18 protein-coding genes and 1 pseudogene are annotated in these 22227 nt (G+C 55.5%); 10 read left to right on the top strand and 9 right to left on the bottom strand.

Annotated features, from left to right (window positions below; genetic code table 11):
* Positions 1-28 precede the first annotated feature (28 nt).
* Positions 29-1210 (top strand): C17 cyclopropane fatty acid synthase CfaB, encoded by a 1182-nt coding sequence (gene cfaB, locus B347_RS0107585; RefSeq protein ID WP_026014048.1) that lies wholly within the window; start codon positions 29-31, stop codon positions 1208-1210.
* Positions 1211-1273: 63 nt separating this feature from the next.
* On the opposite strand, the gene cls is transcribed toward cfaB, so the two are convergent.
* Positions 1274-2713 carry a cardiolipin synthase gene (gene cls / locus B347_RS0107580; RefSeq protein WP_019409100.1) on the bottom strand — a complete coding sequence of 480 codons (1440 nt, stop codon included), beginning with the start codon at positions 2711-2713 and terminating at the stop codon, positions 1274-1276.
* A 136-nt stretch (positions 2714-2849) separates the two neighbouring features.
* On the opposite strand from cls, the gene B347_RS0107575 reads away from it, so the two are divergent.
* A complete protein-coding gene (locus B347_RS0107575; RefSeq protein ID WP_019409099.1) occupies positions 2850-3368 on the top strand; it encodes a DUF3617 domain-containing protein in 519 nt (172 codons plus the stop codon).
* Between the two features lie 103 nt (positions 3369-3471).
* Here B347_RS0107575 and folE2 read toward each other — a convergent pair whose 3' ends face one another.
* Positions 3472-4368 carry a GTP cyclohydrolase FolE2 gene (gene folE2 / locus B347_RS0107570; RefSeq protein ID WP_026014047.1) on the bottom strand — a complete coding sequence of 299 codons (897 nt, stop codon included), beginning with the start codon at positions 4366-4368 and terminating at the stop codon, positions 3472-3474.
* A 151-nt stretch (positions 4369-4519) separates the two neighbouring features.
* On the opposite strand from folE2, the gene zigA reads away from it, so the two are divergent.
* From zigA to B347_RS0107555, 3 genes are read left to right on the top strand one after another with little or no spacing between them, the layout of a single operon-like run.
* Positions 4520-5728, top strand: coding sequence for a zinc metallochaperone GTPase ZigA (zigA, locus tag B347_RS0107565; protein WP_019409097.1), 1209 nt, complete (start codon positions 4520-4522; stop codon positions 5726-5728).
* The gene (locus B347_RS0107560) at positions 5725-6375 is read left to right on the top strand and encodes a DUF1826 domain-containing protein (protein WP_026014046.1); all 651 of its coding nucleotides are present in this window, start codon (positions 5725-5727) and stop codon (positions 6373-6375) included. Before zigA ends, B347_RS0107560 begins: the two co-directional genes overlap by 4 nt.
* Before the next feature lie 40 nt (positions 6376-6415).
* The gene (locus B347_RS0107555) at positions 6416-7390 is read left to right on the top strand and encodes a CobW family GTP-binding protein (RefSeq protein WP_026014045.1); all 975 of its coding nucleotides are present in this window, start codon (positions 6416-6418) and stop codon (positions 7388-7390) included.
* A gap of 248 nt (positions 7391-7638) precedes the next feature.
* Here the strand turns inward: B347_RS0107555 and B347_RS0107545 are convergent, their stop codons facing one another.
* Positions 7639-8046: a DUF3301 domain-containing protein gene (locus B347_RS0107545; protein ID WP_019409093.1), complete on the bottom strand. Its 408-nt coding sequence runs from the start codon at positions 8044-8046 to the stop codon at positions 7639-7641.
* 113 nt (positions 8047-8159) lie between these two features.
* On the opposite strand from B347_RS0107545, the gene pdxY reads away from it, so the two are divergent.
* A complete protein-coding gene (gene pdxY / locus B347_RS0107540) occupies positions 8160-9032 on the top strand; it encodes a pyridoxal kinase PdxY (RefSeq protein ID WP_019409092.1) in 873 nt (290 codons plus the stop codon).
* Positions 9033-9059: 27 nt separating this feature from the next.
* On the opposite strand, the gene B347_RS0107535 is transcribed toward pdxY, so the two are convergent.
* Positions 9060-9545, bottom strand: coding sequence for an acyl-CoA thioesterase (locus B347_RS0107535; RefSeq protein ID WP_026014044.1), 486 nt, complete (start codon positions 9543-9545; stop codon positions 9060-9062).
* Positions 9546-9832: 287 nt separating this feature from the next.
* Here B347_RS0107535 and B347_RS0107530 point away from each other — a divergent pair, with 287 nt between their 5' ends.
* On the top strand, positions 9833-11593 hold the full coding sequence (locus tag B347_RS0107530; protein WP_019409090.1) for a cation:proton antiporter: 1761 nt from the start codon (positions 9833-9835) through the stop codon (positions 11591-11593).
* A gap of 72 nt (positions 11594-11665) precedes the next feature.
* Here the strand turns inward: B347_RS0107530 and B347_RS0107525 are convergent, their stop codons facing one another.
* From B347_RS0107525 to uvrD, 4 genes are all read right to left on the bottom strand, one after another.
* On the bottom strand, positions 11666-12073 hold the full coding sequence (locus B347_RS0107525; RefSeq protein WP_017739032.1) for an SMI1/KNR4 family protein: 408 nt from the start codon (positions 12071-12073) through the stop codon (positions 11666-11668).
* Between the two features lie 134 nt (positions 12074-12207).
* Positions 12208-13077, bottom strand: a complete 870-nt coding sequence (locus B347_RS0107520) for a Tim44 domain-containing protein (protein WP_019409089.1) — start codon at positions 13075-13077, stop codon at positions 12208-12210.
* A gap of 202 nt (positions 13078-13279) precedes the next feature.
* Entirely contained in the window at positions 13280-13720 is a 441-nt protein-coding gene (locus tag B347_RS0107515; RefSeq protein WP_019409088.1) for an EamA family transporter, read from the bottom strand.
* 38 nt (positions 13721-13758) lie between these two features.
* Positions 13759-15942, bottom strand: coding sequence for a DNA helicase II (gene uvrD, locus B347_RS0107510; RefSeq protein WP_019409087.1), 2184 nt, complete (start codon positions 15940-15942; stop codon positions 13759-13761).
* A 455-nt stretch (positions 15943-16397) separates the two neighbouring features.
* On the opposite strand from uvrD, the pseudogene B347_RS24745 reads away from it, so the two are divergent.
* The 3 genes and pseudogenes from B347_RS24745 to B347_RS0107495 all read left to right on the top strand — a co-directional run.
* A pseudogene (locus B347_RS24745) lies at positions 16398-18077 on the top strand (putative bifunctional diguanylate cyclase/phosphodiesterase); the annotation flags it as partial.
* Between the two features lie 157 nt (positions 18078-18234).
* Positions 18235-19101, top strand: coding sequence for a transcriptional regulator HexR (hexR, locus tag B347_RS0107500; protein ID WP_019409086.1), 867 nt, complete (start codon positions 18235-18237; stop codon positions 19099-19101).
* Between the two features lie 283 nt (positions 19102-19384).
* A complete protein-coding gene (locus tag B347_RS0107495; protein ID WP_019409085.1) occupies positions 19385-20314 on the top strand; it encodes an IS110 family transposase in 930 nt (309 codons plus the stop codon).
* An 88-nt stretch (positions 20315-20402) separates the two neighbouring features.
* Here B347_RS0107495 and B347_RS0107490 read toward each other — a convergent pair whose 3' ends face one another.
* On the bottom strand, positions 20403-22211 hold the full coding sequence (locus B347_RS0107490) for an ABC transporter ATP-binding protein (protein ID WP_026014043.1): 1809 nt from the start codon (positions 22209-22211) through the stop codon (positions 20403-20405).
* Positions 22212-22227: the final 16 nt, after the last annotated feature.

Raw genomic sequence — 22227 nt, 5'->3', positions numbered from 1 at the left:
GTTGTTCTGAATGAAGGGGGACTCACTGATGCTTGCGCAACTGCCACCAGCTTTACAGAAACTTCAGCTTCCATTACGGCTAAAACTTTGGGACGGACACGAGTTTAATTTGGGGCCGGAGCCCAGCGTCACGATTGTGGTCAAGGACCCGCAGCTCGTTGCGGAGTTTACGCACCCCAGTCTTGATCTATTGGGCAGCGCATTTGTCGAGGGCAAGCTTGAGCTTGAGGGTTCCATCAGCGAAGTGATTCGCCTCTGTGATGAGTTAAGCCAAGCGCTGGTGTCCGAAGATGTCACTCAGCCTTCGCGCGTACACCACGACAAAGAAACCGATGCGGCATCTATCTCTTACCACTACGACCTGTCCAACGACTTTTATCAGTTGTGGCTTGATCGCGATATGGCCTATTCGTGCGGTTATTTTGAAACGGGTGACGAGACCCTTGATGAAGCCCAGCAAGCCAAGTTTCGTCTGCTGTGTCGCAAGTTGCGGCTAAAGCCGGGCGAATATTTATTGGACGTTGGCTGCGGTTGGGGGGGGCTGGCGCGCTTCGCGGCTCGAGAGTACGGGGTCAAAGTATTTGGCATTACCCTGAGTAAAGAACAACTGGCATTGGGGCTTGAGCGCGTTAAAGCCGAAGGCCTGCAAGACAAAGTTGACCTGCAATTGCTGGACTACCGTGATCTGCCGCAAGACGGCCGTTTCGACAAAATTGTCAGCGTGGGCATGTTTGAGCATGTGGGTCACGCCAACCTGCGTGAGTACTGCGAAATCCTCTCGAACGCGGTACGCGAAGGCGGCCTGGTGATGAACCATGGCATCACCGCCAAGCACACAGACGGGCGTCCGGTGGGTCGTGGGGCGGGGGATTTTATCGATCGCTATGTCTTCCCGAATGGCGAGCTGCCGCATCTTTCGATGATCACCGCCGAGATCAGTGAAGCCGGTTTGGAGGTGGTCGACGTCGAAAGCCTGCGCCTGCATTACGCCCGTACTTTGGAGCATTGGAGCCAGCGTCTGGAAAACAATCTAGAGGTTGCTGCCAAGATGGTGCCTGAAAAAGCCTTGCGTATCTGGCGCCTGTACCTGGCGGGTTGTGCTTACGCCTTTACCCATGGCTGGATCAACATCGATCAAATTCTGGCGACCAAACCCCATGCCGATGGCTCAATCGAATTGCCACCGACGCGTGCGGATATTTATCGCTGAGCGCAGAGTTTGAACATTCCTAAGCCGTGCCGCTGCCTGCGACACGGCTTTTTTTTTGCTTTTTTACAAGATGGGCGACACCAGTCGGGCGACGCGCATACCCAGTTGTTGTAAGCGATGCGTGGCCTTGATGTCCTCATTGGTCACTTCGTGCGCCAGGGCGAAGTCATCCAGCAGCATGTGTTCAACCTCGGTCGCAAACGCCTCGTCCACCGTCAACAACATCACCTCGAAATTGAGACGGAATGAACGGTTATCCATGTTGGCGCTGCCAATGGCGCTGATTTCGTTGTCGACCAACACCACTTTCTGATGCACGAAGCCGGGTTGATAACGGAAGATCCGCACGCCTGCACGCACCGCTTCGAAGGCATACAAGCTGGAGGCTGCGAAGACAATTTTATGGTCGGGCCGGGACGGGATCAGGATACGCACATCCACCCCACGCAAAACGGCGAGGCGCAATGCCGAGAACACCGCTTCATCCGGTACAAAGTAGGGCGTGGTTATCCACACCCGCTGATTGGCGGCGTGAATGGCCTCAACGAAAAACAGTGAGCAGGTCTCGTAGGGATCCGCTGGGCCGCTGGCCATAAATTGGCAGAGCATGCCGTTTTCGGGATAACTCTGTGGCAGGATCAGCGGCGGCAATTGCCGTGATGCCCAGAACCAGTCCTCAGCAAAAGACTCTTGCAGGCAAGCCACCACCGGGCCACTGACTTCGACATGGGTATCGCGCCACGGTGAGAGTGGCGGCTTGGCCCCTAGGTATTCGTCGCCCACGTTATGCCCGCCGACAAAGCCTTTCACGCCATCCACCACGACCACTTTTCGGTGGTTGCGAAAGTTCACCTGGAAGCGACTGATCCAGCCTCCGCGTGTAGCAAATGCGTAGATTTGGACACCGCCAGCACGCAGGCTTTCACCGTAGCTTTTGGGTAGGGTGTGGCTACCGATGCTGTCGTACAGCACATGCACTGCAACCCCTTCAGCGGCTTTTTCCAGCAGGAGGGCGTGTAACTGCATCCCGAGCTTGTCGTTGTGGATGATAAAGAACTGAACCAGCACCACTTTTTTGGCTGAACGAATGGCGCTAAATATCGCCTCGAAGGTCGCGGTGCCATTGATCAGCAAGCGTACGCTGTTGTTCGCAAGACACGGCATGCGACCCAACTTGGGCATGGCGCGCAGCGATGTATAGGCTTTGGAGTTTCGAGCAGCGAGCGCTTCTTCAACCCATGGTCGCCAGTTTAGGTCGGTGATGGCTTCGCGCATTTCTTGATTGGCGTCGCGTCGGGCGCGTATGTAATCGTCAAACGTGCTGCGACCAAATATCAGGTACGGGATGAGTGTTAAGTAGGGAATGAAGAACAGTGACATGGCCCATGCAATCGCCCCCTGAGCTGTTCGCACGGTTAATACCGCGTGTACCGCTGCAATCAAGCCTAAGCTGTGGATCAATAAAATCAGATAACCAATAACGTGTGGGCCTAAATAATCCATGCGTATCCTTACTCCTGAATGTCCAACGCCTAAGTACAACAGACCGTGTTTTAGTGCGAATGTGCTATTTGGGTTTCCGTGCAACACCCGCTTATTTTTGACGTCTAACGCGGACAATTCCGTAGGAGTGACATTGATGAATGTTCGTCTGCTTGGGCTGTTTGTAGCCTGTGGTTTATCCATCTCTGTGGCCCAAGCCCAAATGCTGCAACCGGGTCTTTGGGAAGTGACCTCCAGCAATATGCAGGTGGATGGTCAACAGCTTCCAGACCTGCAGGTAATGTTAGGTCAGTTTCAGAACATGATGACCCCCGAGATGAAAGCTCAGTTGGAAAGCCAGGGGTTAAGCATGGGTGGTAAAGGGATTCGGGTTTGCCTCACGCCCGAGCAAGTGAAGACGGATGATATTCCGTTGACCGACCCCAAGTCCGGTTGTAATCAGCAGATCACTGAGCGTAGTGGAAATCTGTGGAAGTTCCGGTTTAGTTGCCCAAAAGCCCAAGGTGCCGGCGTAGCAAAATTCGCCAGCGATCGTGAATTTACCACTCAGGTGATTGGCACTTTCAATGCCACCGGTGTTCAGCAAAAGGGCAGCATGGACACGCGTGCTCTTTGGCTTGGACAAGACTGTGGAACCGTTAAACCGCGTTCTTAAAAAACAGAACGTGTAGGAGCGAGCTTTTGATCTTTTAAAAGATCGCCAACAAGCTCGTTTCTACAATCAGCTGTGCCGCACAAACCCAATCGCTTACTGCCGATCACCGAGCCCTCCAGTTCCAGCGACTCTCAGCCACCGCATCATGGCTGTGCAAACTTTCGGCGTGGACCACTTTCACGTTGAAGCCATTCACGCCCGGCACTGTCTTCAAAACGACATTCAACCGCCGCGCTGCATCCTCGCAAAACATCAAGTTCTGACCATTGGCCAACGCAAAGGCTTGCTCATCGGCGCGCTTTACTGCGGTTTGCACGGCGGTTCCCAACGCTCTTTCTGCCTCATCAATGAGCATCTTGATGGGGAACTGCTGCACTTCGGAACTGATCAGCGTCTGCAAAGAAGCGGTACTTCGTTGGCTGTGAGGTGTTGCCACAATTCCCTGCGAACTGCCAAGCCACGTTAAAACTTCAGCGTGCTGCAATGGCTTATTGGCAAAGTCACTTACGAACTGCTGCTGAATAAGTTGCCGGGCTAAGGCCGCTGAGCATGGGCAAGTCGATGAATAGTTCACCTCTACTTTTAGTTCCACGTGGAACATTCCGTTTTTCAGAGAGGCGTCGATGCTCACCGGGTAACTCTTCCAGCCACTCAATGGGCTGACGAGCGCCGGGCGCTTTAGCAGCATCTGTGTGCGGATTCGCAGGAAGGCGCAGATCGATAAATCATCGTGACTGTCGAGAAATTGCTGCAAAATTTTTTTCAAAAGTAGCGGGTTCAAGTCCTGCGACTCTAGTACTTCGAGCGCTAGATAAAGTCGGGACATGTGAATTCCACGGGCTTCACCGTCATCTAGGCTTACACCCGCATCGGCTGTGGCGGTGAGTTGTTGGCCCTCAATCACAATCGGCAGGGCAATGCCGCACATCCCCACCCATTCCAGAGGAACAATTTGTCGAGCGTTTTGCGAAGCAATATCAGGAAGGGTTAGCGCGTTCATAAAAGGAGTTTCCGTCGGGAAAATGGGAGTGGTGTTACAAGATAACAATTTCCGTGATTTGTATTGTTATAATGTATCATTACCGGCAGACCTGAAAGGGCCTAGCCAACAAGCGGGCGCTTTGACCTGCCAACCCTGATGAGGAACTTCCATGCGTAAACGCCTACCAGTGACCGTGTTGTCTGGTTTTCTCGGTGCAGGAAAAAGCACCCTCTTGAATTACATTTTGCGTAACCGCGAAAACTTGCGCGTGGCCGTGATCGTCAACGACATGAGTGAAATCAATATCGATGGCGGTGAAGTGCAGCGTGACGTCAGCCTCAATCGCGCCGAAGAAAAATTGGTCGAAATGAGCAACGGCTGTATCTGCTGCACCCTGCGCGAAGACTTATTGGAAGAGGTCAGCAAATTGGCCAAAGACGGGCGGTTTGATTATTTATTGATCGAGTCGACGGGTATTTCAGAACCGTTGCCCGTCGCAGAAACATTCACCTTTCGCGATGAATCGGGCCAAAGCCTGGCCGATATTGCCCGCCTGGACACGATGGTCACGGTGGTGGATGGACTGAATTTCTTGCAGGACTATCAAGCCGCAGACAGTTTGGCCTCGCGTGGCGAGACGTTGGGTGAGGACGATGAGCGTTCGATCACGGACCTGTTGATTGAACAAATAGAGTTCGCGGACGTTATTTTGATCAGCAAGATCGACCTCATCAGCAGTGTCGAACGTTTGGAGTTAATCGCCATTCTTGAGCGTCTGAACGCGCAGGCCGACATCATCCCAATGGTGATGGGCGAAGTCCCACTGAAAAAAATCCTCGATACCGGTCGTTTTGACTTTGAGCGAGCCGCCCAGGCGCCGGGCTGGTTACAAGAACTACGTGGTGAGCATGTGCCAGAAACCGAGGAGTACGGCATTGCTTCCACGGCCTATCGCGCACGGCGGCCGTTTCACCCCGAACGGTTTTTTAATTTTATTGATCGCCCATGGACCAACGGCAAATTGCTGCGCTCCAAAGGCTTTTTCTGGCTAGCCAGCAAGTACCAAGAAGCCGGTAGTTGGTCTCAGGCGGGCGGGTTGATGCGTTATGGGTTTGCGGGGCGCTGGTGGCGTTTTGTGCCCCGCGACCAATGGCCGCAAGACCCGGAAAGCAACGCTGAAATTCTTAAAAAATGGCTCCCCAATACCGCTGATTGTCGTCAAGAACTGGTCTTTATCGGCCAGCACATCGACTTTGGCCTGCTCTCGGCCGAGTTGGACGCGTGCTTGCTCAATGACCAAGAAATGGCCCTCGGTATTGAGGGCTGGAAGCAGTTGAATGACCCCTTTGGTGAGTGGCACGAAGAGGTGGCGGCATGATGAATCTGGCCCGTACTGCGCAACCATTAGTCGGTCACGTATGTGGGACAACGCCGGATGTTATGGCGCGAGTCTTGGACGATGACATCAATCTGGCGATTTGGCAGCGTCAGTTGCCGCTGCATATCAGCGATTTTTCGGTTTTATTGCTCTCACTCGACGAGCCGCTGGCCGACGCGCTGGTGCTCGAAATGACCGATGAAAAAGCCCAGCCCAACCTGACAGGGCTGGCTGCCAGGTTCAACGACTTAGAAGGCTATGAGGGCTTCATTGCGGATATTTCCTGGCTCGTCAGTGCCTACGCCTGCTTGTTGGGCGCCAAGCGCGTGGGACTGCGCCTCAGGGCCTTGGATAAAGCGATGTGCCCACGGTTTCACGTTGACCACGTGCCTGTCAGGCTAATTACCACGTACGCGGGAGTTGGCAGTCAGTGGTTGCAGGAAGGCGTGATGGAACGGCGTCATTTAGGCCAGGTGCTCGCAGAGCCAACCGACCCTTCGCACATTGAACACATACACACCGGTGAAGTGGCCTTGCTCAAGGGCGAGAGATGGCAGGGCAACGAGGGCGCGGGCTTGATCCATCGTTCTCCAGCCTTGGCGGATGCAGAGCGACGGCTAATTTTGACCCTGGATTGGTTGGCCTGAGGCATATTGCTTCTTTCGATCAAAACAGAAGCCGGCGATGATCTTGCAGAACATTCCTACCCACGTAATTGCCGGGCCACTAGGCGCCGGCAAAACCAGTGTGATTCAGCACCTGATGACGCAAAAGCCTGAGCACGAACGTTGGGCGGTACTGGTCAATGAGTTCGGTCAAATCGGGCTGGATGCAGCGCTGATGAACGCTGGAAGTGATGCGATCGCCATTGCAGAAGTCGCTGGCGGCTGCGTGTGTTGCGTCAACGGGGCACCTTTTCAAATTGGTTTGAGCCGTCTTTTGCGTAAGGCCCGGCCTGATCGGTTGTTTATAGAACCGTCTGGATTGGGGCATCCCGCGCAAATCTTAAAACAGTTAAGCCAAGCACCTTGGCGGGGTGTTTTGGCCTTGCAACCCTGCGTCATGGTGCTCGATGCACACGCCATGGCCCAAGGAAAACCACTGCCTGAAACCCAGCAAACGGCCTTGGAAGCGGCCGGATTAGTGGTTATGAATAAATCTAATAGTGTGCAAAATGAGCAACGTGAGCAGATTGCATACGGCCTGCCAAAGTGCCCTGTTTTATGGGTTGAGCAGGGCCGAATCCCTTTAAATTCGCTGCCTTCAGGCTGTATGAATAATATTCATCCTGTGGATAAGTCATTGATTTATAAGGGTATTAATTCTATTAACAGCGTTTTTACCGACCCCAAAATCCCGATTCAACGGGCTCAGCTTCAACCCGAAGGGTGGAGTGTCGGTTGGCGTTGGCATGCCTCCCAGCAATTTGAGTTGAGCGGGCTTGAGCGCTGGCTAAAAAGCCTGAATTGGCGTCGTGCCAAGCTGGTTATCCGCGCTTCAGAGGGCTGGTTTTCAAGTAATTCTGTGGATAACTCTCTTCAACAGTGGGCATCCAGCGAGTGGCGCCAGGATTCACGTGTTGAATTGATATTTGAGGGGCAACAAGACCTGGAATTGCTCCGTTCCGGTCTGGAAAACTGCCTGATAAAGGAAGATGGGTGAGCTGTAAGGGCGAGAAACCCAGCAATTACGGCGATTTTGTGCTGGTAAAATTGTCCTACGATTTGAATTGTGTGCAGCCGTTTTCTGTCAAAAAAATCTGCTTTAGGTGTCTAAACCAAGGGTTTCAGCGGAGTTATCCACAGGCGACGATTGGGTCGAGCTTGCTCGCGATCCTCTAAAGATCAAAAGATCGCGAGCAATCGAGCGTCGACCGGCTGGTCCTACAAATATTGGTGTTGTGAGGCAGGTCAGTGGCGTGTCTTGCTGTGGTCTTGGCGCCATTGGCTGAGTTCAATCACCTGGGCGCTGGGAACAACGCTTGGCTCAGGTTGGTCCTCAGTCTTGACCGGGTAGGGCGGCAGGTCGATTTTGGCGCTGTGGGCGCCGAACTGGGTGATGGTTCCGGTATGGCGTTGATCGCCGGTGACTGTGAACTCGAAGTTATACACACGGGCCAAGCGTTTCTGGCCCTTGGCATCGGCAATAAAGCCGATTCTCTTGAGCGCTACGTTTTCATCCAACAGTTCAATATCGAGTTTTTTGCAGTGCTGTTTGACCCGCTCCAACGCCCGTTCTCGCAGGCCGTGGTTGTGCCACAGCCAGGCAGCGCCTGTTGCCAGTAGCATCAGCACAAACATATTTCCAAGGGTCAGCATTAAGTGCGCTCCAACAGATTAGGGTCAGCTTAACTGCGACTTCAGTCTGTCGTACAGGTTGTGTTTAGTCGCATACTGCGTGGCTCGAATCCACCCGCAGTCTGGAATCCGGCATGAAACGTACACCTCATCTCCTCGCCATCCAATCCCACGTGGTTTTCGGCCATGCCGGCAACAGCGCAGCAGTTTTTCCTATGCAGCGTGTGGGTGTGAATGTCTGGCCTTTGAACACCGTGCAGTTCTCTAACCACACTCAGTATGGTCAGTGGGCGGGCGAAGTGTTGGCCCCAGCGCAAATTCCTGCGTTGGTCGAAGGCATTGCCGCCATTGGTGAGCTAGGCAACTGTGATGCCGTGCTATCCGGCTATTTGGGTAGCGCCGCGCAAGGTCGGGCGATTCTCAGTGGTGTGGCACGTATTAAGGCGGCAAACCCTAACGCGTTGTACTTGTGCGACCCGGTGATGGGACACCCGGAGAAAGGCTGCATCGTGCCCCAAGAAGTCAGTGATTTTCTGCTCGACGAGGCGGCTGCCGTTGCAGATTTTTTGTGTCCCAACCAGTTAGAGCTGGACAGCTTCTGTGGTCGCCAGCCGCAATCGCTGCTTGATTGCCTGGCAATGGCGCGCAGCCTGTTGGCTCGTGGCCCGAAAGCGGTGTTGGTCAAGCACGTGTCTTATCCCGGCAAGCCTGTTGAAAGCTTTGAGATGCTGCTGGTGACGGCCGAGGGCAATTGGCACCTGCGCCGCCCGCTGTTGGCCTTCCCGCGTCAGCCGGTGGGCGTGGGCGATTTGACCTCGGGGTTATTCTTGGCGCGCGTGTTGCTGGGGGACAGCTTGGTGGCGGCGTTTGAGTTCACCGCGTCGGCCGTGCATGAAGTGCTGCTCGAAACCCAGGCCTGCACCAGCTACGAATTGCAACTGGTGCGTGCCCAAGACCGCATTGCTCACCCGCGTGTGCGGTTTGAGGCGACACCGATCAATTTGTAAGCGGCCACCTACAGGCGGGCGGTGTGTTTACAGCGTTTCGTCTTTCAATTCGCGGTAGCGTTGTTCCAGTTCCTGGCGGATCTGGCGACGTTGCTTGCCCTGGATAAAGCGGCGCTTGTCTTCGCTGTTCAGCGGCTGCAAAGGCGGTACAGAAGCCGGTTTACGGTCGTCGTCCACCGCCACCATGGTGAAGAAGCAACTATTGGTGTGGCGCACTGAGCGTTCACGGATATTTTCGGTGACGACTTTGATCCCGACTTCCATCGAGGTATTGCCGGTGTAGTTGACTGATGCCAAGAAGGTCACCAGTTCGCCGACATGAATCGGCTCACGGAAAATAACCTGATCCACCGATAAGGTGACGACATAACGTCCTGCGTAACGGCTGGCGCAGGCGTAGGCCACTTCGTCGAGGTACTTGAGCAGGGTTCCGCCGTGAACATTGCCAGAAAAATTGGCCATGTCCGGGGTCATCAAGACCGTCATCGATAGTTGGGAGTTTCCGGGTTCCATAGCAGCAGGCTCGTGGTTGTGTTGCAGCAGTGAAATGGGTATCTCTGCGGATACTTTGCGATTTTTTGAAACAGTTATTAACGGGACGTTGCCGTTTTGGCTGCCGTCACGCACTTACGTATCTGTTTCCATATATTGCACCGCCTTTCTGTCGGAAGTCGCGGTGTTAACCTGCAAAAGTCCTTCAATCGGACAATTCCTACATTTAAAACAAACGATATGCACGGCTGGCTAGGCTGTGTCTGTCGTTCTGGTGCTGGATAAAAATCAAAAAGGAGCGTCACGCCATGCATGCCATCAGCTTTATCCAAGATTTGGCAGTCATCATGCTGGTCGCAGGCGTGGTGACTATTCTGTTCCACCGGTTCAAGCAGCCTGTGGTACTGGGTTACATCGTTGCGGGTTTTATTATCGGCCCGCACACCCCGCCTTTTGGCCTGATCCACGATGAAGAAACGATCAAAACCCTAGCCGAGCTGGGGGTGATTTTTTTGATGTTCTGCCTCGGGCTGGAATTCAGCCTGCGTAAGTTGTTCAAGGTCGGGGCCACGGCGTTTATCGCAGCGTTCATGGAAATTACGCTGATGATCTGGATCGGCTATGAAATTGGCCGCTGGTTTGACTGGAACACCATGGACTCGCTGTTCTTGGGCGCCATTCTGGCGATTTCCTCGACCACGATCATCGTCAAAGCACTTAACGACCTGAAGATGAAAAATGAGCGTTTTGCGCAGCTTATTTTTGGCGTACTGATCGTTGAAGACATCCTAGGCATCGGGATTATTGCCTTGCTGTCGAGCATTGCCGTCAGTGGCAGTGTGAGCCCCGAAGAAGTCTTTTCGACGGTCGGCAAACTGTCGTTGTTCATGATTGTGGCGCTGGTCATTGGCATCCTGCTGGTGCCGCGGGTGCTGGCGTATGTGGCCCGGTTTGAAAGTAATGAAATGCTGCTGATCACCGTGCTGGGGCTGTGCTTTGGTTTCTGCCTGCTGGTGGTCAAGTTGGAATACAGCATGGTGCTGGGCGCATTTTTGATCGGTGCAATCATGGCCGAATCGCGTCAGTTGCTGAAAATAGAACGCCTGATCGAGCCCGTACGTGATCTGTTCAGCGCGATCTTTTTTGTCGCCATCGGGCTGATGCTCGACCCTGCCATTTTGATGGAGTACGCGTTGCCCATTGTGGTGATTACCGTCGCCGTAGTCCTAGGAAAGATGCTTTCCTGCGGGCTAGGAGCCTTTATCGCAGGCAATGACGGACGCACCTCACTGCGTGTTGGGATGGGGCTTTCACAGATTGGGGAATTTTCTTTCATCATTGCGGCGTTGGGAATGACCTTGCAGGTCACCAGCAGCTTTCTCTACCCCGTGGCGGTCGCGGTATCGGTGCTGACCACATTGATGACGCCTTACCTGATTCGGGCCGCAGACCCGCTCTCGCTGAAGCTGGCGCAGGTTGTACCCAACCGGGTTTCGCGAGTTTTTGGATTGTATGGCGAGTGGTTGCGCAGCATTCAGCCGCAGGGAGAGGGCGCTTTACTCGCGGCCATGATTCGAAAAATATTGCTGCAGGTGGGCGTTAACTTGGCGCTGGTCATCGCTATTTTCTTTGCGGGCGGTTATTTCGCCCCCCGAATCGGCCAGTATTTGCAGGGCTGGATTTTGGAGCCGAGCTGGCAGAAAGCGATGATCTGGGGCTTGGCCTTGCTGCTGTCGCTGCCATTTTTAATCGCGGCGTATCGCAAGCTTAAGGCGCTCTCGATGCTGCTGGCGGAGATGGGCGTTAAGCCTGAAGTGGCGGGGCGGCACACGCAGCGTGTGCGTCGGGTGATCTCAGAAGTGATCCCGATTTTGTCGCTATTGGTGATTTTTCTGCTGTTGTCGGCGTTGTCGGCGAGCATTCTGCCCACTAATGAGCTGCTCATCGTGATTGCGGTGGTGGCGGCGGGGGTTGCGGCGCTGTTGTGGCGCTGGTTTATCCGCATCCATACGCGCATGCAGGTCGCGCTGCTAGAGACGCTGGATAACCACAAAGAGGCGGGTCACTGAGTCACCGGTAAAAGCGAACTTGCCTCGCGATCTTTTGATCTTTTAAACGATCGCGAGGCAAGCTGCTGTGCATCAGCTTTCGAGCCAGACGTCCCGTGCCCAGTGCCAGACCGATTCCCAGGTCTCTTCAGTCACGAGCTCTTCTTCGCCCGACCACAGCACCACGGTGCCGTCTTCTTCGACGCAGTAGTAGTCGTCGCCGTCCTGACAGATGGGGATCATGCTGCGGTCAACGCCAGCGTCCCAAGCGTTTGCGGCCACATCCGGCAGGTAAGTGTGCGACTGCGGGTCGGTCACAGTGACCGGCTCCAGGCTGCCGTACACGACATCGCTGACGGTCAGTAAAAATTCTCTGAAGACAAAAGGAATGTCGATGAACAATTGTTCTTCGATTTCTACCAGTTGGTCTTCGTCAGGCAGTTCCAGAGGAACCGGCACAGGCTCATTGGCTTCACGCAATTGTTCGATGATTTCTTCCACGACCTCAATCCTCATGCTCTATGGCGCGGTTTATATGACGGGCTTTATACAGTAGCTCGTTATAAGTGCAATCGTGAAATGCAAAGCCCCGGACAAGTCCGGGGCTTTGGTTACAACGTGTAGTGCCTGAGGAATCAGCCGTTTTGGCGGATACCGGCAACCAGCCAAGGCTGATTTTCGCCTTGTGGACGTTCCATGTTCCAGCTTTCGCTGAACACTTCGCCTTGGTCGAAACGCGAGGTTTTCGACACGCCGCTGAAGGTCAGGGTCGCGATAGTCTTGTCGGCGCGATCATCCACACCTTCAAGCTGTACACGCAGGTCGTCGATGTAAGTCGACTGGAAGGCGTCGCCCAATTCGGCACGTTCGCGCTTGAGGAACTCCAGCAGTTGTGGGGTCACGAACTCGGCGATTTTGTCCATTTCGTTGGCGTCCCAATGTTGCTGCAGGGACTGGAAGTGGTTGCGCGCAGCTTCAACGAAGCGTTCTTCGTTGAACCAAGCCGGAGCATTGATCACCGGACGGGCAGCAGCAGGAGCAGCCGAACCGCCAAAGATCGCGCCCATGGCAGGCTTTTGCTCGAACACTTCACGCTGCATAGGAGCGCCAGCCGGAGCCATGCCTTCTTGCTGCTTGCGACGGCGAGCGGCAATGAAGCGGAAGATCACAAAGGCGATGACCGCCATGATCAGGATGTCGAAGAACTGCATGCCCTGGAAGCCGCCGCCCATGAACATGGACGCCAGCAGACCGCCGGCAGCGATACCGGCCAGAGGGCCTAACCAGCGCGAAGCACCGCCGGCTTTGGCAGCCGCGCCTGCGGCACCGGCAGCACCTGCGGTGGCAGCAGCCCCGCCAGCACCCGCTGAAGGGGCCATTTGGCTAGTCTGGTGGCTCGGCGCGGCGCCGGAGCTTTTGCCGCCGCCGAAGCGTTTGGCGTTCGCGTCGAGGCTCATCGTCAAACCGATGCACAACGCCATGGCGATGCTAAGAAAACGTTTCATAAAGGGAATTCCCATTTGTGGATGACACGCGCGCCATGTTGCACAGGTGAGGTGTGACTGGCTAGCAGTGATATGTTTCGGGCTTTTGCCTAATTAGTAGTAGGACTGGTCCCTAAGTTTCGTAATCTCTGTAGGAGCGAGCTTGCTCGCGATCTTTTATAAGATCAAAAGATCGCGAGCAAGCTCGCTTCTACAGATGTACTTACCGTTTTAACACCAGCATCACCACGCCGGCAGTAATCAAACCAATCCCGCCCCATTGGCGCAGGTCGAGTTTCTCACCCAGCAGCAATACACCCATGATAGCCACCAGCACCACGCTGAGTTTGTCTACCGGGGCAACCAGCGACGCAGGCCCTAGTTTCAAGGCGCGGAAGTAGCAGATCCACGAAGCACCGGTGGCTAACCCCGACAGCAGCAAAAATACGTAACTGCGGGGCGAGATCGAACTCAGGGACTGGTATTGCCCAGTGGCATAGAGAATCAGCGCTAGGCTCACCAGCACCACAAAGGTGCGTAGCAAGGTCGCAAAGTCAGAGTTGACGTTCTCGATGCCCACTTTGGCAAAAATGGCTGTCAGCGCCGCAAAGGTGGCTGACAACAGAGCCCAGAATGTCCAGGAAGAAAAAAAACCTGAGCCCATGTTGCCTACCTTATCGCTGGATCGCTGTCGGGTTGCTGTCAGACGGCCTCAAGCTTGGCGTAGCCCATCATCAGCCACTTACTGCCTTCGGAGAAGTTCACCTGTACGCGGGCCTGTGCGCCAGCGCCCTCGAAATTGAGGATGACGCCTTCGCCAAAGACCGCGTGCTTGACCAGTTGGCCCAGTTTGAATTCGGTTTCCGGGATCTCCGAACCGCCAAACAGCGTGCTCGCGCTTTGCTTTTGACCGCCGCCGAAAGGACGGCTGACGCTGTTGGATAACCGAACTTCTTGAATCAGACCTTTTGGCACTTCACGTACGAAGCGTGAAACCTTGTTGTAGGTTTCGGCGCCGTACAAGCGTCGTGTCTCAGCATAGGTCATGACCAGGTTGTGCATCGCCCGGGTGATGCCCACGTAGGCCAAGCGGCGTTCTTCCTCAAGACGGCCCGGTTCTTCGAGGCTCATCTTGTGCGGGAACAAACCTTCTTCCATCCCGACCAAGAACACATACGGGAACTCCAAGCCTTTGGCGCTGTGCAGCGTCATCAACTGGATACCGTCTTCGTGCTCCTCGGCCTGCGTGTCACCCGCCTCCAGTGAAGCGTGGCCCAGGAACGCCGCCAGCGGCGAGAGTTCTTCGTCTTCTTCAGTGTTTTCGAAGTTGCGCGCCGCGCTCACCAGTTCCTCAAGGTTTTCTACCCGGGCCTGGCCTTTCTCGCCTTTTTCCGCTTCATGGTAGGCAATCAGCCCGGTTTGCTCGATGACGGTTTGGGTCATCAGGTGCAGCGGCATATCCATGGCTTTGGCGGCGAGGCTCTCGATCAGTTCGACAAAGCCTGCGATGGCGCCAGAGGCTCGACCAGGCAAGGCTTTATTGGCGATCAACTGGCGCATGGCCTCCCACATCGACACATCGCTGTGGCGCGCGTGCTCGCGAATGGCTTCGACGGTTTTTTCGCCGATGCCGCGTGTTGGGACGTTGATCACCCGCTCCAGTGCCGCATCGTTGCCGCGGCCTTCGAGCAAGCGCAGGTACGCCATGGCGTTTTTGATTTCAGCGCGTTCGAAGAAGCGCTGACCACCATAGATGCGGTACGGGATACGTTCACGCAGCAACGCTTCTTCAAGCACCCGCGACTGGGCGTTGGAGCGGTACAAAATGGCGATGTCGCTGTGGGCAAGGCCTGTTTTCAAGGCGCTTTCGATGGTTTCGACCACGTAGCGCGCTTCGTCGTGTTCGTTAAAGGCGGCGTACAAATTGATCGCTTCGCCTTCGCCGCCGTCGGTCCATAACTCTTTGCCCATGCGCCCGCTGTTGTTGGCAATCAGGGCGTTGGCCGCTTTGAGGATGCCCGCCGTGGAGCGGTAGTTTTGCTCCAAGCGAATGGTTTCGGCGTCAGGGAAGTCGGTCGAGTACTGGTAAATGTTTTCAATCTTGGCGCCGCGCCAGCCATAAATCGACTGATCGTCATCGCCCACCACCATCAAGCTGTCGCCGCCTTTGGCCAGTAAACGCAGCCAGGCGTATTGAACGGCGTTGGTGTCTTGAAATTCATCGACCAAAATATGCCGGAAGCGTTTCTGGTAATGCGCAAGCAAGCCGGGGTTGTCGCGCCACAGGTCGAGTGCGCGCAACAGCAGCTCAGAGAAGTCGATCACGCCTGCGCGCTGGCACGCGGCCTCGTAGGCCTCATAAATGTTGCGCATGGTGGCCAGGAACAGATCGCCGCTGGCTTGAATGTGTTGTGGGCGCAGGCCTTCGTCTTTCTGGCCGTTGATAAACCATTGCGCCTGACGCACCGGCCAGCGCTGTTCATCCAGCCCCAGCTCACGCATCACGCGTTTGACCAAGCGTTGCTGGTCATCGCTGTCGAGGATCTGGAAGGTCTGGCTCAAGCCAGCCTCTTGCCAGTGTGCCCGCAGCAAGCGGTGGGCCAGCCCGTGGAACGTGCCCACCCACATGCCGGCTGGGTTGATACCCATTAGCTGCTCGATGCGATGGCGCATCTCGGCAGCGGCCTTGTTGGTGAAGGTCACCGACAGCACGGAGTGCGGGGACGCGTTCTCGACCTGGATCAACCAGGCGATACGATGCACCAGCACACGGGTTTTGCCGGAACCTGCGCCGGCCAGAACCAACTGACGCCCGATACTGGCCGAGACGGCCTGACGTTGGGCATCGTTGAGGGAATTTAATAAGAGAGAGAGGTCTTCGCGCATCGGGGCATTCTAGGGTGCTGTGCCCAACCGGGCAAACCCCAATCCTGTTCTATGTGCAGGTCTACTTGGCCGTCCGTCCCATTGCTGGACCGAGTGTCAAAAATGAGCGCATATAGCGTGTTAAACAGGCGGATTAGTTCACTGGCTCTATTTCGTCTATTTTTTGACGTTTCACCGTTTGGTCGCGGGCACGGCTTGTGTATGCTCGGGCGACGTTTAGGCTCATCCACTTTATAAGAACGCTGCCGATGAATCAGAGTTTTACCTCACTGGGAATGTATTCCGGTTTAGGGTTCGGGCTTTTTCTGGCGCTGTTGGGTACGTGTGCCTGGCAAATCAATCTGGTTAATCAACGTCGCCAAGTACGTCGCCAGCACCACCAGGGATTGTTCGAAGACCTTCAACAAGCCAATGTTCGTAGTGAACAGTTGAACTCGGAGCTCGCCCTTGAGGTGGAGCAGCGCCGATTGGCGTCGACCGTGTTTGAAGCGGCCAGCGAAGGCATTGTGATTCTCGACCCCACGTACAAAATGCTGGCGGTCAATCAGGCGTTTAGCCGGATCAGTGGTTATGCGGTGCAAGACCTGGTTGGGTGTCGCGTCGATGAACTGGCCTGCAGCCGTGATGCCAGTCGGCATTTTCCGACCATTCGGGCCTCCCTCGACATGCAAGACAGTTGGCAGGGCGAATTGGTTGAGGCCCGCAAAAACGGCGAGCTTTACCCGCAATGGCTGCAACTCAAAGTGGTGCGCGATGCTACCGCGCAGGTCAGTCATATCGTGGCTTTTATCAGCGATCTTTCGGCGCGCCGACGTTCTGAGGCGCGGGTACGCCATCTCACGCATTTTGATGAACTGACCGGCCTGGCTAATCGGCTGTTGTTCAAAGAGCGTCTGGAAGAGGCCAATCAGCGCATTCGCCAAGGCACGTCGCGCAACCTCGCGCTGCTGCACATCGACCTCGACCGCTTCAAACTGCTCAATGACAGCTTGGGCCATGAGTTGGCCGATCAAGTGCTGCAAAAAATGGCCGAGCGCCTTACCAAGGCTTTGCCGGAGGCCGATACGATTGCGCGACTGTCCGGCGATGAGTTTGCCGTGTTGTTCGATGCTTATGGCAGCCTGACCAGTCTGGCGCGGGTGGCGACGCGGCTGCTCAGCAAGCTGGGTCGGCCGTTGGTGGTTGATGGCCACGAACTGGTGGTCAGCGCATCAATAGGCATCAGCTTGTTGCCGGACAGCGCCCGCGACATTGCGCTGTTGGTCAGTCAGGCCAGCAAAGCCATGCACCAGGCCAAACACGTCGGCGGCAGCACGTTCCAGTTTTTCAGTCACAGCTTGCAACACGGCAACCTTGAGCGCTTGCAGTTGGAGAATCAACTGCGTAAAGCCATCGCCGATCGCCAGCTCAGTGTTTTCTACCAACCCAAGTTGTGCCTGAAAACCGGGCGGATGCAGGCCGTCGAAGCGCTGGTGCGCTGGGACCATCCGCAGTTGGGCAGCGTCTCGCCGAGCGACTTTATCGCGCTGGCCGAGGAAACGGGGCTGATCGATGCGATTGGCGAGTTTGTATTACGCGAAGCCTGCCACCAGGCCAGTGAGTGGAGGCGTGCGGGGCTGGCGCCAATACGGGTGTCAGTGAACCTGTCGGGCCATCAATTGCGCCAAGGCAACCTGGTCAGTCTGGTGCGTCAGGTACTCGAAGACACCGGGCTGGCGCCGCACTGTCTGGAGCTTGAGCTCACTGAAAGCCAGTTGCTTGAGAATGTTGAATACGTGATTGCGACCTTCCAGCAACTGAACGAACTGGGCGTGAAGCTGGCGATCGACGACTTTGGCACGGGGTACTCATCACTCAGCTACCTCAAGCGGTTTGCAGTGGATTACGTGAAGATTGATCAAACCTTTATTCGTGGCGTTGGCACCTGTGCCGAGGACGATGCCATCACTAAAGCAATCATCGTCATGGCTCACAGCCTGGAGTTGAAAGTGGTGGCCGAAGGCGTTGAAAACGAGGTGCAACTGGCTTTTCTCAGGGCGCACCAGTGCGACGAAGTGCAGGGATATTTGATCAGCAGCCCCATCAATGCAGCGGCGCTAGGTGACTTATTACGCGTCGGTGTCGTACTTTTGTAGTGTCCCTAAAGGCTACAGAGTGCCGTGAATACTGTGTTTAGCGGCTTAGATTAGGGATGTGGCGACGTATTGGGTGGGCAAAAAACGAATTCTTGTAGTATAACTACAAGATTGCTACATCCCCGGCGCCCGCCGCTTATAGACCGAGTCCTGCCCTTTGAACCTGCTGCAACATATCGCCCAGTCACGCCACTTGTTACGTAAATCGGAACTCAAGGTCGCCGATCACGTGCTGCTTGATCCCGCGGCTGTAATGCACAGTTCCATGGCCGACCTTGCTCACAGCGTCGGTATCAGCGAACCCACCATCGTGCGTTTTTGCCGGGCGATTGGGTGCTCCGGGTTTCAGGACTTAAAACTCAAGCTGGCGCAAAGCTTGGCGGCGGGGGCCAGTTTTGGTCAGTTCGCGATCCATGAAGATGACTCGGTTGCTGACTACAGCCTGAAAATTTTCGACACCACGCTGCACACCTTGATGGACGTGCGCGAAAAGCTCGACCCGGTTGCGTTGCAGCGTGCCGTGACCGCCATGTCGCAAGCGCAGCGGGTTGAGTTCTATGGGTTTGGCGCGTCGGGCGCCGTGGCGGCAGATGCCCAGCACAAGTTTTTCCGCTTGTTGCTGACAGCCGCGGCGTACTCCGACCCGCACATGCAAGCCATGTCGGCCGTGACCTTAAAGCCCACTGACGTCGCAATTTGCATCTCGCAGTCCGGGCGCTCCAAGGACTTGCTGATCACCGCCAACCTGGTACGTGAAACGGGCGCGACCTTGATCACCTTATGCCCTAGCCAAACGCCGCTGGCTGAACTGGCTACCGTCAACCTGGCAATCGACGTGCACGAAGACACCGAAATCTATACGCCGCTGACCTCGCGCATCGCCCACCTGGTGGTGATCGACGTGTTGGCGATGGGCGTTGCCATGGCCCGTGGCCCGAGCCTGGTTAACCACCTTAAAAGCGTCAAACGCAGCCTTCGCAGCTTGCGCCTGTCGCCAAAATCGCTGAAAAACCACGACGATTAAGGGCGAAAAACCCACTGTAGGAGCGAGCTTGCTCGCGATCTTTTGATCTTTTAAAAGATCGCGAGCAAGCTCGCTTGTGTCTTCGTTAGAGGTAAGGTGTTAGGTGAGAGGGGTGGACGGCAAGCTGCTAGCTCGCGGTGCCATGAGCACGGGTAGGAGCCGAGCTGCCGTCCACTCTTCTCGCTCTGGCTCAAGCTCGAACAGTTGACTGAGTCCGACCTCGAACAACAAGCGTGAGCCAGGCCAGAGCGACCTCTCATCTCCTAGACTAGAGGCTTTACTCATGTCTGCCTACGCCGGAATCGATGTATCCAAAGCCACCTTACAAGTGGCGCTGTATCCCGAAGTCTCCGAGCTTTGCGTGACCAATGACGCTGCTGGGCTCGAAGCTATCGCTAGGTATCTCAAAGACCACGCGGTCGAACGTGTGTTGGTCGAAGCCACCGGCGGTTATGAAAGGCTGTCGGTCAGGCTGCTGGCCAAGGCCGGTTTGAAAGTGCAACGGATCAATCCCGTTCGGGCGCGTCAATTCGCCCTAGCCATGGGCAAGCGGGCCAAGACTGATCCTATTGATGCACGGATGCTGGCCATGTTTGCCTCTGCCTTGGAGGACAAGCATTTCGTTGTGCCCGACGTTGCTCGCGAGGACCTGACCGAGTTGGTCAACCAGCGTGACAGCTTGGTCCAGCAGCGCGATGACAATCGTCGCCGTATGAAGCAGGCCACGCTGCCTGTTGTGTTAGAGCACTACAAAACGCTCGAATCGACATTGCGCGTCTTGATCAAGGCATGCGATAAGCAGATCGCTGAGCAGAGTCGCCGTGTCGATGCAGACCTTCTTGAACGCCTGAGCGAAATCAAGGGTGTTGGCAGCGTCACTATTGCCAGCCTGTTCTGCTATCTGCCAGAACTGGGCGATCTGAGCCGTTCGCAAGTAGCTGCCCTGGCGGGCGTGGCGCCCTACAACAATGACAGCGGGACAAAGAGCGGGAAGCGCCATGTATATGGCGGCCGGGCGAAACTGCGTCGAGCGGCCTATATGTGCGCCCTGGTAATGACTCGCGTGAATCCAGACTTCAAAGCGAGGTGCGCCCGTCTGCGGGCGAGCGGCAAGCCAGCAAAAGTAGCACTGGTGGCCTGCATGCGCGTGCTGCTGGTGAGACTTAATGCCATGGTCCGTGATGGAAAACCATGGCGTGATCAGCCAGTTTGAAGTTGTATCCGGAAGGCAAACTTAGCGCCTGCCAATCCTGATATGCGCGTTGGTCGAGGAAAGCGAAAGACAGTTGGCTCCTACACGGTTAATAGACGGGTGAAGCGGGCTCGTCGATATCACTTAACAAACCCTCTGACTGGTGTTGCCACAGCCGGTAATACAAGCCTTCGCGTTCAAGTAATTGTTGATGATTGCCATCTTCAACAATGATGCCTTTATCCAGCACCACAATGCGGTCCAGGTGGGCGAGGGTAGACAGACGATGCGCCACAACCAATACAGTTTTGTCGGCCATGATGTCATCCAGGCTGCTCTGGATAAGGCTCTCGGTCTCTGAATCGAGGCTGGCCGTGGCTTCGTCCAGTACCAGAATCGGTGCGTTTTTGAGCAATGCACGGGCAATAGCAATGCGTTGGCGCTGGCCCCCCGAAAGTTTGACCCCACGCTCACCAATCAAGGCGTCGTAGCCTTCGGGCATTTGCAAGATAAAGTCATGGGCGTGGGCCCTTTGTGCTGCTTGGGTGATTTGTGTATCGCTGGCCTGCACGTCGCCGTAGCCAATGTTCTCGCGCAATGAACGGTGGAACAGGCCAGGTTCTTGGGGGATTAAAGCAATATGTTCGTGCAACGATTGCTGGGTCATGTCGAGCACATTGATGCCGTCGACTTCAATGGTTCCGCCTTGCGGGTCGTAGGCGCGCAAAAGCAGATTGAGCAAAGTCGATTTGCCAGAGCCCGACAGGCCGACAATCCCCACCCGTTGCCCGGCCAGAATGTGCAGATTGAAGTGTTTAAAGATGGTTTTTCCGGGGTTGTAGCTGAAATTCACATCGCGAAAGTGGATGGAGCCCTTATCGATAAGCGCGGGCTTGGCGCCCTTGCGATCTGGCATTTCGTGGGGTTGCAGCAGGGTGTTGATGCTGTTTTCGATGTTGCCGATGAACTCGAAAAAATGCATGAACTGCATGCTCAGAAAGCTGCACTGCGCCACGATCATCAGGCCCAGAGTGGCAACCATCACCAGCTCTCCAACACTGATTTGGCCTGCGTGCCACAGATACAGAGCCAGTGCGACCAAGCCAACGCGCAACACGATGGAGAGGCTGTCCTGCAACAGGCGGATTTTCTCTTGATAGAAGAACGAACGCTGCGCGGCCTGCTTTTCGGTGGACTGGTAGCCGCTCAAATACCCGAGCTCAAAGTCTTGGCGGGCGAACAGGCGAATGCTACTCAGGTTACTCACAGCATCGACTATTTTGCCGGTGGTGACACTGCGGGTTTTGGCGTGATTATTAGCCAGCACTTGAGCCTTACGTGACAGCACGTACGCCAGCAGCGAATAACTCACGACCCACACCAACAAGCCCAGCCCTAGCCAAGGCGAAGCCAGTGTCAGCAATACCAGACTCGTCGCCAGGACCACTAGAATCGGCAGCATTTCTACGATCAGCACCCACGTGGCATCCAGCAAACCGATGCTGCCTTCGCTGATACGCTGCGCCAGACTGCCAGCAAAATGCTCGCCGAAATAGCGCGGTGAATGCTGTTGCAGGTAAGCAAACAGATCACGGGTGATCTGCACTTTCTGTTGCGGGCGGACCATGATCATGCAGAAGGTCGCGCCACGGGCGAACACCATTTGTGCCACTGCCAGGCCGAACAGCAGCCCTAGTGCAGGGAGGCTGGCCTGGAGCACATCCGTGTGATCCCACACGCCACCGCTGACGGCGCCGGTGATACGGCCGATGGCATACGGCATGAGGGTGGCACTCATGGCGGCGCCGATTTGCAGCACGGCGATTGCCCAATACCACCCTGGGTTTTGGCGGATGTAGTGCCAGACAAAAGCCCAGGGTCGTTTAGGTGGAACTGTTATAGCGTCTAACTCAGGCATGTCTTCCCTTTTCCCT

This window comes from Pseudomonas psychrophila HA-4 (genome assembly GCF_000282975.1).
Taxonomy (GTDB): domain Bacteria; phylum Pseudomonadota; class Gammaproteobacteria; order Pseudomonadales; family Pseudomonadaceae; genus Aquipseudomonas; species Aquipseudomonas psychrophila_A.
Note: the sequence above shows the minus strand (reverse complement) of the source record. Positions and strands in the feature narration are given on the sequence as shown.

Bases quoted from the DNA above. Each gene is read 5' to 3' on its own strand.
- B347_RS0107515 (WP_019409088.1), bottom strand. From the start codon at position 13,720: ATGGGCTCAGGTTTTTTTTCTTCCTGGACATTCTGGGCTCTGTTGTCA.
- cfaB (WP_026014048.1), top strand. From the start codon at position 29: ATGCTTGCGCAACTGCCACCAGCTTTACAGAAACTTCAGCTTCCATTA.
- B347_RS0107530 (WP_019409090.1), top strand. From the start codon at position 9,833: ATGCATGCCATCAGCTTTATCCAAGATTTGGCAGTCATCATGCTGGTC.
- B347_RS0107495 (WP_019409085.1), top strand. From the start codon at position 19,385: ATGTCTGCCTACGCCGGAATCGATGTATCCAAAGCCACCTTACAAGTG.
- B347_RS0107535 (WP_026014044.1), bottom strand. From the start codon at position 9,545: ATGGAACCCGGAAACTCCCAACTATCGATGACGGTCTTGATGACCCCG.
- B347_RS0107560 (WP_026014046.1), top strand. From the start codon at position 5,725: ATGATGAATCTGGCCCGTACTGCGCAACCATTAGTCGGTCACGTATGT.
- folE2 (WP_026014047.1), bottom strand. From the start codon at position 4,368: ATGAACGCGCTAACCCTTCCTGATATTGCTTCGCAAAACGCTCGACAA.
- pdxY (WP_019409092.1), top strand. From the start codon at position 8,160: ATGAAACGTACACCTCATCTCCTCGCCATCCAATCCCACGTGGTTTTC.
- zigA (WP_019409097.1), top strand. From the start codon at position 4,520: ATGCGTAAACGCCTACCAGTGACCGTGTTGTCTGGTTTTCTCGGTGCA.
- uvrD (WP_019409087.1), bottom strand. From the start codon at position 15,942: ATGCGCGAAGACCTCTCTCTCTTATTAAATTCCCTCAACGATGCCCAA.
- B347_RS0107520 (WP_019409089.1), bottom strand. From the start codon at position 13,077: ATGAAACGTTTTCTTAGCATCGCCATGGCGTTGTGCATCGGTTTGACG.
- B347_RS0107545 (WP_019409093.1), bottom strand. From the start codon at position 8,046: ATGCTGACCCTTGGAAATATGTTTGTGCTGATGCTACTGGCAACAGGC.
- B347_RS0107575 (WP_019409099.1), top strand. From the start codon at position 2,850: ATGAATGTTCGTCTGCTTGGGCTGTTTGTAGCCTGTGGTTTATCCATC.
- B347_RS0107490 (WP_026014043.1), bottom strand. From the start codon at position 22,211: ATGCCTGAGTTAGACGCTATAACAGTTCCACCTAAACGACCCTGGGCT.
- cls (WP_019409100.1), bottom strand. From the start codon at position 2,713: ATGGATTATTTAGGCCCACACGTTATTGGTTATCTGATTTTATTGATC.